Here is a 12839-nt window from a genome sequence, read left to right as displayed (position 1 = left end):
TAGAGTCAGCAAGGAATCCAGTTCTTTTTTATGTTTCAGATGGGCATCATTCAGACATTCATAAATAGCTGAAGAAAAGTCAGAAAAGTTCTCATAATATTTACCATATAAACATTTCTTTTTGACAAATTTCCACAGCCTTTCAATTAAATTTAGATTAGGCGAATAAGACGGTAGATAGAGTAGCTCTATTGACAAAGAAAGAGCTAATTCTTCAACAATTTTACATTTTTGATAGCGGGCATTATCTAAGACTAGAGTGATCGGAATCATTAGTCCTAAAGCAGCTATTTTTTCAAGGAGTTCACAGACTTGAGTTGCCGTAATATAAGTGTCATTAGTAACCAGAATAACTTCATGAGTTATTGCATTTAATGCTCCTAAAACATTGAAGCGTTTACGCCCGCTCGGTGACTTAACAAAAAGTCTCTCAAAACACCAAACAAAACCGAGAAAAGCTCCCATAACAAAGTGAGCGGCATCAACAAAAAAAACAGCCCTTTTTCCTTCTTTAGCCTCATTTAGTCTTGGTTCTAGCTTTTTTTCTTTGTAGTCTTCTTGTTCATCTGGGTCAGCTTTAGAAGGAAGAGAACCTACTTTTAAACATTTCATTCCCAAGGATTTTAAGAATTTCCTCACTTGGGTAGGACTTCGTTTTATTCCTGTCAATTCTTCTATCCTATATACAGCTTCATTTATTGTGGCTGGTGGATTTTTCTCGAAGTATTTTTTGAGCGTTTCTTTTTGAGACTCTAATTCACTTTTAGGGCGATAGAAGTTGATTTCTTTTAATTTTTCTATTCCGCCTTCTTCATAATCTCGAAGATAGGTTAATAAGGTATTTGGCGAGATTCCTGCTAACTGACAAATTTTTTTGTGCGGTATCTTTTGGCTCTTTAACCAGAGAACTTCCATCTTCAGTTGAACCCGGGGATGGGGATGATGAAATCTTTCATAATACAGTGAGTTCTTTTCTTCTTCCGTGAATTCTAGGTTAATCATGTTTTTAATGAGTGCTTTGCTTCTAATTATGACTCTTAAACTATATTATTGTCTTTGAGTAAAAAATGCAAGTTATAGCCGTGCAAAGTATATTTCTTCTCCATCTATTTTTATAGTCCCGTTCTTACTGCCTTTATTGTGCTTTTTTGGAGTTTTTCGCTCTTTCTCTGATGACTGATTGTAGGTAAACCCTTTCTTGTTGGCTTTGATGTCTGGCTTACCTTATAAATATAGTCATAGAGAATGGTTTCAATGCCAATTCTTGTCCCTTTTAAGCGAATATCATTAGGGGTTAGAAAGTTAAAATAGTCTTCGAGTTGCATCATGGAATTTACTCAAGCTGTACTGAATCTAAAAAATAAGCTTGCCTAACTTCTCATACAGAATGCACCATTTGCGCTTCCATCTGGTGCATTATTCCCCGTTTCCTATTCCCCCTATTTAGAGTAAATTTTCCCTGTGTTGAATTGCTAATTTATGGGCGGGAAACCCCTCGTACTCGGCTAAAGTTTTCGTGGTTTCTTTTAACTTTTCAAAGCCTTCGGAGGTGACATAAGCCAAAGTGGAGCGCTTGAGAAAATCATAAACCGAAACCGCCGAATAGGAACGGGCAAAACTTCCCGTCGGCAGCACAGCATTTACCCCGATGGCGTAGGTAGCCATAGAGGAAGGAGTATGATTTCCCAGGAGAATTTCCCCAGCATTTTTAATCTTGCCCAGAATGGCAAAAGGATTACTAACTAAAACCTCTAGATGTTCCGGGGCGTACTCATTGACAAAATCGAGGGATTGCTGCAAACTATCGGTTAAAATTATGCCCCCATAGGCGGCTAAACCCGCCTCACAAAATTCCCGTCGCCAATCCGGGAGTTTTTGCAGGTATTCCTGTGCATATTCACTAGCAGCGATCGCTAAATCTTCACAGTGGGTGACTAATAAAGCCGCCGAATCCGCCCCGTGTTCCGCTTCAATTAATAAATCCAAGGCCGCTAAACGGGCATCGGTGGACTCATCGGCCAAAACTATCGACTCACTTGGACCGGCCGGTAAACCCACATCCACAGTGCCGAACAGTAACCGTTTAGCCGCCGCCCCATAGACGCTGCACGGACCGGTAATTTTGTCAACCCTTTTGATATTTTTTGTTCCCAAAGCTAAAGCAGCGATCGCTTGTACGCCACCTAACTTATAAATTTCCTTGACTCCAGCCATCTGCGCCGCCACCAGAGAAACGGGTTCCACGTTGCCCTGTTTATCGGGGGGAGTGCAAACGACAACTCTTTCCACTCCTGCCACCATTGCCGGGATGGCTAACATTAACATCATCGAGGGAAAAGCACCGCGGCCCCGGGGAACGTATAAACCCACATTGGGGATAGGAGAGATTTTTTCGCCGGCAAAGACACCGGTTTCAATTTCTGCCAGTAGTGTTTCTTCCGGCATTTGGCGACGATGTACCTCTTGAATATTCCGGAAAGCCTGTTCAATGGCGGTTTTTACTTCCGGTTCAATTAACTGAAAAGCCCGCTCAAATTCTGCCTCGCTGACTTTGATATTTTCTACCGTCGCCCCCTCGTAGTCAAAACGCCGCACATAGTCCACAACGCCGGCATCCCCCCGCTCGCGGATGGTTTCTATCACCGTTTGAGCGACTTTTAGGGCGTTATCAATATCTAACTCGGCTCTTTTCTGAAGTTTTGCCCGTTCCTCGCCACTTAATTGCGAAAGTTTTAATATTCTAACCACTATTGCTGCTCCTACTGCCCCCCGTCCTCTCAAGAATAACAGGGAATCTGAATCTTTATTTTTATTGTAACCTTTGGGGGAGTGCCGGCTTTTCAGTGATCAGTAAACAGTAACCAGTAATCAGTGAACTGAAAACTCACATCTGATAACTGATAACAAAAGCCGAATCTAAAACCTAATTTGTTAAGCTAAAAGCTTTATTGCCAGATTCTTTCTCTTGCCTCTTGCCTGTTGCCTCCTGCCTCCTTGGGTATAATGCAGATTATGTTTAGGCTCTCTTGCTGTTCTGTAAATGCGATCGCTCTTGGTTTATTATGGGGGGCGAGTGGTGCCGTGTGGGCAGAAACGGATTTAGACCTAGATCCGAAAATTCGACAAGAAAGCCCGGTTTTAGAGCGTTGGTTAGAAAAAATACCCGATATCGCCGAAGAGATTCGCCGCGATCCTAGTTTTCGCACTCGTATCCGTTTAGGATATGCAGAGTTTCCTTCTAGGGATAATTCCAGTGCCGTGATTTTGGGGGTAGAAGATGTGTTTTTCGGTCAAACCAGTTTAACCCTAAGCGGCGATTATCAGACGGCTTTTAACGGCAAAAGGACGGCAATAGGGGCAAATTTACAATACTATTTCCTCCCTTTGGGTGATTATGTCAATCTAGCTCCCATGGTGGGCTATCGTTACATTCAAACGGGAAATTACAGCACCGATGGGCTTAACTTAGGATTAAAGCTCAAATTAGCCCTTTCTCGCACGGGGGCGGCAGATATCACCGTCAGTCAGAGTTTTATCTCCCCCGGTGGTGATAACGAGGTGGGATTAACTACTCTTTCGGTTGGTTATGCGATTACCTCTAATTTACGTTTAGCCGCCGATATTCAAGCCCAAAATTCCCGCGCTCGTAAAGATAGCTCCGTAGGAATTTTACTGGAATGGCTGCCCTAATTAGGGTTGGCGGCAAAAGGTTTTTCGTGGGGACAGGGTGTGGGGTGTGAGGTGTAGGGTGTGGGGTGTGGGGTGTGGGGTGTGGGGTGTGGGGTTTTACCGATAAAAACTCACACCTGATAACTGAATCACTGATAACTGATCACTGATAACTGATTAGGTACTAAAGTATTTAGCGGTGGGGTGATAGGTGATAATGGCGGTGGTGGATTGTTCTGGGTACAATTGTTCGCTTTCGTCCATATACATCCCAATGCGATCGCATCCTAACAGATCCAGTTGCTTGTATTGATCCTGAATATTGGGACAAGCGGGATAGCCGAAACTATAGCGAGAACCCTGGTAACGCTGTTGCAGTATATCGCGGATATTATCGGGATCGAACTCGGCGAAACCTAACTCGCGACGGATGCGGGTGTGAGTCCATTCGGCCATGGCTTCGGCGGTTTGGACAGCCATGCCGTGATAATAGAGGTATTCGGTATATTCGTTGGCATCAAAGAGAGATTTAGCGTATTCTGTGGCGATTTCCCCCACTGTCACCGCTTGCATCGGGAAAACATCGATAATACCGGATTCCTGCGGGGCGAAAAAGTCAGCAATACAGAGACGACGACCGGATTTCTGGCGAGGAAACTCAAAAATGGCGATCGGTTGCAGATTTTCGGGGTTTTCGCCTGCTTGTATCGATTCGGGATCGTAAATTAACAGGGAATTACCGGACGACTGACAGGGAAAATAACCATAAATTAATGTGGGGTTTAGTAAATTTTCCTTGACAATTTTCTCTTTCCATGCTGTCAGAATTGGATGAACTTTTTCCTGTAAAAACTGGTCGTATTCTTGCTTTGATTGGCTTTTGGGTTTGCGAAATTGCCATTGACCGACAAATAAAGCTTGTAGGTCCAAATACCAGAAAACCTCCTCGATGGGAATTTCTGCGGCTGTTAATATTTTAGTACCCCAGAAGGGCGGTGTTGGTCGGGGAATATCAACTGCCACCGCTTCCGAACGACGGGTATCAATAACTAATTCTTTGTCTAGGGTTCCATCGGTAAAAATAGTATCGGGATTAACCTCTAATTCTTCTGCAACAACCGGGGTTTTTTCTGCCTCGGCAAACTCCGCTAAAAAGCCTTTACTATCATCCCATTGACCCCCAGCTTTAGCGGGCATTAATTTATCCATAAAATGCAGGTCAGAGAAGGCATCCTTACCATAGATAACCTGTCCCTTGTAGGTTTTTTGACAGTCATCATGGACAAATTTGGGAGTTAAAGCTGCCCCGCCAAGGATAACGGGAACGGTGATTCCTTTTTCGTTAAAAACCTCCAGATTTTCCTTCATAAAAGCCGTTGATTTCACCAATAAACCGCTCATAGCGATACAATCGGCTTGATGTTCTTTGTAGGCTTCGATGATATTTTCTACGGGTTGTTTAATGCCCAAATTAATCACCTTATAGCCGTTATTTGTCAAGATAATATCAACTAAATTTTTACCAATATCGTGAACATCCCCTTTAACTGTTGCGATAATAAAAGTCCCTTTGGCATTATTATCCCCCTCTTTTTTCTCCATAAAGGGTTCTAAAAAGGCAACGGCCGCTTTCATAGTTTGGGCAGATTGGAGAACAAAAGGTAACTGCATTTGCCCCGAACCAAATAATTCACCCACTACCTTCATCCCATCCAGGAGGAAAATATTAATAATATCTAGGGGTGGATAGTCCTGTAAAGCTTGCTTTAAAGCCTCTTCCAGTCCCAATCTTTCCCCATCAATAATATGCTGTTTTAAGCGTTCCTCCACGGGTAAATTAGCATTACTAGAGGGGTCTTTTTTAGTAGTTTTCCCCGCAAATAATTCGGTTAATTTGGTCAGGGGATCATAAACACAGATATCGCCATCAAAACGACGATTATCATAGATTAAATCCCGACAAACTTGCTGATATTCTGGTTCAATTTTTGCCAGAGGAAGAATTTTATTAGCGCTGACGATTGCGCCATCCATACCCACCTGCATCGCTTCGTGGAGGAAGACAGAATTTAATACCTGACGCGCTGCTGGATTCAACCCAAAAGAGATATTAGACACACCTAAAAGAATGTGACATTCGGGCAGTTCTTGGCGAATTCGACGCATTGCTTCGATAGTAGCCTTGCCATTTTCTCGGTCTTCTTCGATACCGGTAGAAATCGGTAAAGCTAGAGGATCAAAAAAGATTTCGTAGGGATTAATTCCGTATTCTATCGCTGCATAATAGGCCCGTTTAGCTATCTGGAATTTTTTCTCGGCCGTGCGGCCCATTCCTTCTTCATCAATGGTTCCAATTACTACCCCTGCGCCGTATTTTTTCGCTAAATCCAAGACTTGATAAAAACGCGGTTCCCCGTCTTCGTAGTTAGTAGAGTTGAGGATACATTTACCCCCCGCTACTTTTAACCCCGCTTCCATTTTTTCCCATTCGGTGGAATCTAACATTAAAGGCAGGGTGACATTATTAACTAAACGAGAGGCTAATTGGTGCATATCGCGCACCCCATCCCGGCCCACATAATCGACGTTGACATCGAGAATATGCGCTCCTTCTTTTACCTGCGCTTTCGCCATCGATACTAAACTATCCCAGTCTTCAACATTGAGCAGTTCCCGACATTTTTTAGAACCACTGGCGTTTAATTTTTCCCCGACAATCAGGAAAGAATTATCTTGAATATAGGGTTGGGTACTGTAGATAGAAGCGGCGGAGGGTTCATAATGATAATGACGAGATTTCGGAGTTAAACCCTGACTTAGTTCCGCTAAAGCTTGGATATGGTCGGGACGAGTACCACAACAACCGCCGATAATTTGTACTCCCAAATCTTCGATAAAGTGCATTAAAGCCATTTTTAATTCTACGGGAGTGAGGCGATAATGCGCTTGACCGCCGACATTTTCCGGTAAACCAGCGTTAGGAATACAAGAAACAATAAAAGGGGAATTTTCCGAGAGATATTTAATATGGGGTTTCATTAAATCGGGACCGGTGGCGCAGTTAAGTCCCAAAATATCGATTTTATAGGGTTGTAAAATAGAGACAACGGCGTTAATTTCCGTTCCTACTAACATCGTTCCCATGGTTTCCATCGTCACCGAAACCATCAGGGGCAATCGTTGACCTTTTTTCTGAAATACTTCTTCAATAGCATTTAAAGCCGCTTTAATTTGCAGGACATCCTGACAGGTTTCTACTAATAATAAATCTGCCCCGCCATCGTACAGACCCTCTACCTGTTCCACATAGGCATTTTTGAGGGTATCAAAGTCAATATGACCCAAAGTGGGCAGTTTTGTCCCCGGCCCCATGGAACCCGCCACAAAACGGGGTTTTTCGGGGGTAGAGTATTTATTCGCGCAAGCCTTGGCCAGTTCGGCGGCGCTTTTGTTGAGATAATAGGCTTGGTCGGCTAAATCGTACTCGGCTAAAACTATCGAGGTTCCCCCGAAGGTGTCGGTTTCAATCACATCCGCACCCACGGCTAAAAAGGCTTCGTGGACTTTGGCTACAGCGCTAGGTTTAGTATGGACAAGATACTCGTTACAACCTTCGTATTCTGCCCCACCAAAGTCCTCGGCCGTCAGATTTTGGCTTTGTAGGGAAGTTCCCATCGCCCCATCAAAGACGAGGACGGGATGCTTGGGACCGTTGAGGTAGTCAAGAAAGGGGCTATTCATAGAGAGATTTACTGCTATAGCATTTTGAAAGTTTATTGTAATACAGTTACTAGAAATCTGCTATGGTCGGCATTTCAGTGATCAGTTATCAGTGATCAGATTTGAGTTTTCAGTCGAGAAAGCCAATCAATCTAATTTTGTAGCACTAGACGGGCTAAACCAACTCCGGGATAATAATTACCGAGAATTTGTTGATAATCTAGGCCTTTTTCCGCTAATTTATAAGCTCCAGTTTGACTCATACCGCGACCACCGTGGGCCCAAGCGACAATTTCATCGGTGGCGGCATAAAGAGACTCGACCACACCCCCTTTATAGCTGAGAATCTGCCCGGCAGTGGCATTAACCGCTTGGTGAGTCGATTGATACTCCGAGCGAATGCCTTTATATACCTGCCAGCGTTGGGTATTGCCCAGATGAAACCAAGCATTAGCGGGGCGGATCATGTGTACTAGGGCATAGGAACGAGCGGCGATCGCCTGTGCCTTTAAAGCGTGCATTGGTGCGGTGGAGTGCATTTCACTACCCACTACACTATAGAGATAGGCCTCTAAATTAACATGATTAACCACTAACAAGCGATCGCCTTGGGCGACAAGGAGGATTTTGCCCCGATACCAACTATCATCCACATAAACTAAACCATCGGCACTGGTGGGCTGCACAAAAATCACCTCTGGCAGCGATAAATCGCCCATTTTTAAGCCATTGGCACTGGCAATGACTGGTAAACCCTCGTTAGTGGCAATCGTTTTTAAACCACGACCTTGGCGATCGGTGATCACCGCAGGTCCGTTAACTCCAATCAAAACACTGGCCACATCCCTTTTAATCGCCACGCGAATTTCTAGGACCGGCGGCGTATAATTAGCGGGAACCAATAAGGGTTGTCTAGTTACCGGTTTGGCTGCGGCAGCGGGGGAAGTATTAGGGGCAGTATTAGGGGAAGTTTGAACCGATGGTGCTAATTTTTTCGGTGCTAAGGGGGAAGATTGGGGAGAGGGTGCTGATTTTGGAATCGCAGAAGATTGGGGAGAGGGGAATAGTTTCGGCGATGGTGCGGTTAAGGGTGCGATCGGAGATGGGATAATAGGAGCAGGGGAGGCAGCAGTCTCTAGATTTGCCTGCGGTTGCGGGGTTTCTGGTTTTTCCTTGGCTAAATAAGTTAAGAGAATTGGCGTAAAAGTAGCGATCGACAACAAAGGAACGGCACAATGACGCAGCAGGGAAAAATAGGTACTAGCAGCAAATTTCACTTTAATCACACCATCTTTAATTTTCTTATCTAACTTTACCATTCCCCTCTCAGGCCGGGCAATTCTAGACAAAAACTCTCGTATTCTTGAGCTTGTTAGGACAAATAAGGCTGAAATAGTCAAGAAAAGCCGAAAAAATTCTTAACCACCCATCCTTAGATTAGCTGAATCTCCTCTAATCCAGGCTCTTCTAGGTTCTGTGTGATCAGCTTAACTTACCATAGAAGCGATCGATCTTTGTGTCCTTTGTGTCTCTGTGGTTCATTCCACCCCCTCGCTAGACTGACAGAGATGTTTAAGGATTTTGAGAACCTCGTATAAATCCCCCGGATTTCTCATGGCAAATAAACGAGAGGTTCCGTATAAAGGTTTACCGTCCCATAATAATTTAACAAATAAAAACTCGGAACCATTGGTCAACATTCCATAATTAGGACGGTTGGGATGAGGATTGACCATTAAATAAGCTAATAATTGCGGTAAACCTACTTCAACGGAATAAATAACCCGTTTTGATTCAATAATCATTACCCATAATTGTTCTTTTAGAATTAAAGTATCTAACCTTCCTTTAATTATTAAATCTTGCTCTTCTGTAATAATTTCAACGGACTCTTCTGCTTTAATCTGAAAGGGAAATAGATAAAAGTTACCAATAAATAATAATGGATCTAAAACCGTCATCCTCACCGAAGTTTCTAAAAAGGGAGGATAATTCAATAAGTTAAAATAACCTGTTTTGATTTTATCTAACAATTCTTTTTCTTGGTCAGAGATTGCTTCTAGGTCTTGCTGCCATTCCCCAAAAAAATGCTCATCTTCTATAAACTCTAGTTGAAAATGATTAATTAAATCTCTGAGAGTGACTTCTTTTGCTTGTAAAAATTGAACCATATTTACCTCCTTAATTAAGATTTATGTTAATGGTAATTTGCTATTTTTAATTGAATTTACCTAAATTTTTAACCCAGCAAAATATCCGTTACTGACGGGGTTAACTGCTCTAAATCAGAGAGAACAGTTAAGGATATGGTCTTGTTTTGTTTACCTGCACATCGCTTCGGTTAGCATCGTTCAGGTTTTTATCAGCTGCTTTCCCTCTTCCTACATCATCCAGATTAGCCATCGTCTTCTCCTTAATTTAGAGTACATGAAAGGTTCACTTTGCTATGATTTATCCAAGAGATTTATTGAGATGTAAGTAGTTAGGTGTTAAAAACTTTATTCCCCCCTTATTTCCCAGGGAAGGAGGGTTAGGTCATTCGGGCGATTTTTAATGTTGGCAAGGTCATATTCTGGTTTCATGGTTTTATTATCGATAATGTTTACTTTCGTTTTTATCCGTAAAAGTCCTCATTTAGAATCTGTTCAGGTGTGAAAGGACAAGCGAGGGGATACTCACTTTCTTGGGGAATACGAATACCAAATTGAGCGCGTTTACCCTGTTTGATGGCGACTTTACGAGCGCTGGAATAGGCTTGTGTGATGGAGATTAAGAGATAAGATTTAAGAGAGGGAATCTTAAGTAAATCATCTTGAACGCGCTGACGATGCTCATCTACTGAGTTATACCAACTTGCTTTCATTGTCTCAGGAGCATCATGCTGTATCTTTAATTTGAGTAAGTGAATCAACAGGACCATTAAGTTGCTCTCTAAGGCGCGTTTCTCTGACTTACCCAAATCTTTTAACTCCTCAATTAAGTTTTCTATATCCAGTTGTTCAAACTGTCGATTCTGTAATTGATGAATAGTTTGCTCAATCCACAACTGAAGATCTTGTTCGTAAAGTGTTGTGGGATTTTCTTGAATGTCCGATTGTTTTAATAAGGTCATTTGGATTTCATTAAGTTAACGGTAAATGTACAATTCGGTCTTCATATTCATTGTCAAAAGAACCTTTGGCAATTACAATTAATTCTAACAAGTTATCACCAATACTTAAATCTTGATTGAGAATAAAAATTCCAGGAATGTGACGGTTTTGGTTGAAGTGTTCTCTTAAATGTACTGGCATAGAAGCACGATTATTTGTCACTAAAATAAATCCCATTACCTCACACCAAATCAAGATTTCTGGATCTAATGTACCTAATTTTGGTGTATCTGGTTCACCAACTACTCGAATAATGATTTCTGGTTCTCGGCGACGCAATTGTTGAGGATACACCGAATTAACATTTTCATCAATTAAATATTTCAGTGTCATTAGCTTTCTGCTTGGCTGTTATTTCAGCTTTCAATTTTCTCAGTCGTTCAACCACAGGCGGAGGATTTTTTCGCTGTTCTTCTCGCATTTTTCGCCCCCATTCTAGCCAGTCGGCGATGTATTGGCTCACTTTTTCTTTATCATGAAGATAATAAAGAATCGTCGCATATACCTGTTCGAGGGTTAAAGATGGATAAGTATTAGCAATTTCTTCGGGAGTTTTGGCTTGGTAAATGAAATCGTGTAAAATGGTTTCAATACCGACGCGGGTTCCTTTTAGCCGAATATCGTTAGGAGCAAGAAAATTAAAATAGTCTTCGAGTTGCATGATTTATACCAATTGAAGATTCAAACTTAACTTTATTCTTTAAGTAACATTGTTATCTTAATTATACTTGATCGTTGCCGAATAGTGCGATCGCATTGGATTCTTAATTATTGACCTCTCCCCTGAACCCTATCCTACAAGGAAAGGGGAGAGAATTTAGCGAAGAGAGTGCAACTACAAACTGGGTTTGTTGTCAAGGCTCTAGCCCGAACAAGTTTAACCTGTTTTCTTTAGATAGTGAGAAGCTAAATGGACATAACCCTATTGCCCAAATTGGGTAACTTATCTAGAATAAGTATATGAAGAGAGGAGGAGACGTGATGGAGTATCAGAATTTTTCGCTCATTAAAGAAGATATTCAGGCTGATGCTTGGGGACGGATTAGCCTTGGGACTGAATGTAGCAACCGTCACTATCGAATACTGATGAATGCAAGCGGGGAACTTCTTTTGGTTCCCATGGTGGCGATTCCAGAGGGAGAACTATGGGCTTTTCAGAATCCTAGTGTCCGCGAGTCGCTCAAACGGGGACTCGCAGAAGCCCGCACGGGAGATTTCGCTGAAGAACCCGTCGATTTAGACGCTATGCTTGAGTTTGCTGAATCTATTCCTGAAGAAGTCGAGGAGTAATTGAATTTCTCTTTACGACAGACACAGGAAGCTCGAAATACTCTATCTGAATTGCGAGCAGAAGCGGAACAGGCTCAAAAGACTCGCCTGGCTCAAGGTAGGACAAAAGCATCGAAACAAGAGGGTCTCTACAAACAGGTAACAAAAGCCCTCAAGCTCCTCAGTACAAACCCAAGACATCCGGGACTAAAAACCCACGAATTTAATTCCCTCGATAACCCTTATGATGCAACACAGAAGGTTTTTGAAGCCTACGCCCAACAGAATACACCGGGAGCCTATCGAATTTTCTGGTGCTATGGACCTCATTCGGGGGAAATCACCATTCTCGCTATTACACCTCATCCGTAGATCACAACATTGTAGGGGCGAAGCATTCGGGCAATAACCTATCGCTGAAACCGTAGATTTCCTATCCGAATGCTTCGCCCTTACTTTTTCAGCAAGCCCGAAATAGTTAGCGCTGAAGCGCAACAACAAGCCAGGTTCGTGAGGGAGTGAGGGAGGATCATCACCCCATCACCCCCCCCATCACCCCATCACCCTCTCTTTTTAAAGCCGGATTTAGTATTAGGGGGGAGTTAGACCAAACCCCGCACCTCCTCAACCCCAACCCCCAAAATATCAGCCGCAGCAACAAAAATCTCCTCATCTTGCGTTTGCTGATAAAGAGCAACAAGACGAGGCAAAGAATAGGTTTGTATGGTGTAACTATCTTTAAATTCTGCCCAAATTTGTAAGGGTTGGAGGTATTAACTTTTGGCTTGGCTCTATTCAGGTTCTTATTGCGCTACGCTTCCGAAGGCGTGCAGGGGGTTGTTTTGCGCGTAGCGATCCCGATATTCATTGAAGATCTCAATTGCTTGCTGGTACTAGCTTAGGGCTTGCTCCAATTCCCTAACTTGTTGCGCTACGATTCCCAACCCGTGCAGGGGGTTGGCTTGCCCGTAGCGATCCCCATATTCAATCTTGATCTCAATAGCTTGCTGGTAGTAGCTTCGGGCTTGC

At 42.8% G+C, this 12839-nt stretch carries 12 protein-coding genes and 1 pseudogene; 3 read left to right on the top strand and 10 right to left on the bottom strand.

What is annotated here, in order from left to right; translation table 11 throughout:
• From ACE1AQ_RS17240 to hisD, 3 genes are all read right to left on the bottom strand, one after another.
• On the bottom strand, window positions 1–1002 hold a 1002-nt coding region (locus tag ACE1AQ_RS17240; protein ID WP_374808872.1), incomplete at its 3' end, for an IS630 family transposase.
• Window positions 1003–1112: 110 nt separating this feature from the next.
• Window positions 1113–1328 (bottom strand): hypothetical protein, encoded by a 216-nt coding sequence (locus ACE1AQ_RS17235; protein ID WP_039899567.1) that lies wholly within the window; start codon window positions 1326–1328, stop codon window positions 1113–1115.
• Between the two features lie 115 nt (window positions 1329–1443).
• Window positions 1444–2748: a histidinol dehydrogenase gene (hisD, locus tag ACE1AQ_RS17230; protein ID WP_008198090.1), complete on the bottom strand. Its 1305-nt coding sequence runs from the start codon at window positions 2746–2748 to the stop codon at window positions 1444–1446.
• 255 nt (window positions 2749–3003) lie between these two features.
• Between hisD and ACE1AQ_RS17225 the strand changes: the two genes are divergently transcribed.
• On the top strand, window positions 3004–3690 hold the full coding sequence (locus tag ACE1AQ_RS17225) for a hypothetical protein (protein ID WP_008198087.1): 687 nt from the start codon (window positions 3004–3006) through the stop codon (window positions 3688–3690).
• Window positions 3691–3846: 156 nt separating this feature from the next.
• Here ACE1AQ_RS17225 and metH read toward each other — a convergent pair whose 3' ends face one another.
• The 6 genes from metH to ACE1AQ_RS17195 form a co-directional block, all read right to left on the bottom strand.
• Window positions 3847–7410 (bottom strand): methionine synthase, encoded by a 3564-nt coding sequence (gene metH, locus ACE1AQ_RS17220; RefSeq protein ID WP_110545233.1) that lies wholly within the window; start codon window positions 7408–7410, stop codon window positions 3847–3849.
• A 131-nt stretch (window positions 7411–7541) separates the two neighbouring features.
• Window positions 7542–8708, bottom strand: coding sequence for a SpoIID/LytB domain-containing protein (locus ACE1AQ_RS17215; protein ID WP_008198083.1), 1167 nt, complete (start codon window positions 8706–8708; stop codon window positions 7542–7544).
• A gap of 219 nt (window positions 8709–8927) precedes the next feature.
• The gene (locus tag ACE1AQ_RS17210) at window positions 8928–9560 is read right to left on the bottom strand and encodes a type I restriction endonuclease (RefSeq protein WP_110545231.1); all 633 of its coding nucleotides are present in this window, start codon (window positions 9558–9560) and stop codon (window positions 8928–8930) included.
• A gap of 443 nt (window positions 9561–10003) precedes the next feature.
• A complete protein-coding gene (locus tag ACE1AQ_RS17205) occupies window positions 10004–10501 on the bottom strand; it encodes a DUF29 domain-containing protein (protein ID WP_052277643.1) in 498 nt (165 codons plus the stop codon).
• 10 nt (window positions 10502–10511) lie between these two features.
• A complete protein-coding gene (locus tag ACE1AQ_RS17200) occupies window positions 10512–10874 on the bottom strand; it encodes a DUF5615 family PIN-like protein (protein ID WP_002737135.1) in 363 nt (120 codons plus the stop codon).
• Window positions 10852–11202: a DUF433 domain-containing protein gene (locus ACE1AQ_RS17195; protein WP_002737461.1), complete on the bottom strand. Its 351-nt coding sequence runs from the start codon at window positions 11200–11202 to the stop codon at window positions 10852–10854. Before ACE1AQ_RS17195 ends, ACE1AQ_RS17200 begins: the two co-directional genes overlap by 23 nt.
• A gap of 320 nt (window positions 11203–11522) precedes the next feature.
• Between ACE1AQ_RS17195 and ACE1AQ_RS17190 the strand changes: the two genes are divergently transcribed.
• Both ACE1AQ_RS17190 and ACE1AQ_RS17185 read left to right on the top strand, forming a co-directional pair.
• A complete protein-coding gene (locus ACE1AQ_RS17190; protein WP_110545228.1) occupies window positions 11523–11831 on the top strand; it encodes a hypothetical protein in 309 nt (102 codons plus the stop codon).
• Complete coding sequence (locus ACE1AQ_RS17185) at window positions 11832–12182, top strand: hypothetical protein (protein ID WP_004268952.1); 351 nt, start codon at window positions 11832–11834, stop codon at window positions 12180–12182.
• 230 nt (window positions 12183–12412) lie between these two features.
• Here the strand turns inward: ACE1AQ_RS17185 and ACE1AQ_RS17180 are convergent.
• A pseudogene (locus ACE1AQ_RS17180) lies at window positions 12413–12839 on the bottom strand (tetratricopeptide repeat protein); the annotation flags it as partial.

It is taken from the genome of Microcystis sp. BLCC-F209, from assembly GCF_041928595.1.
Classification (GTDB): Bacteria; Cyanobacteriota; Cyanobacteriia; order Cyanobacteriales; family Microcystaceae; genus Microcystis.
Note: the sequence above shows the minus strand (reverse complement) of the source record. Positions and strands in the feature narration are given on the sequence as shown.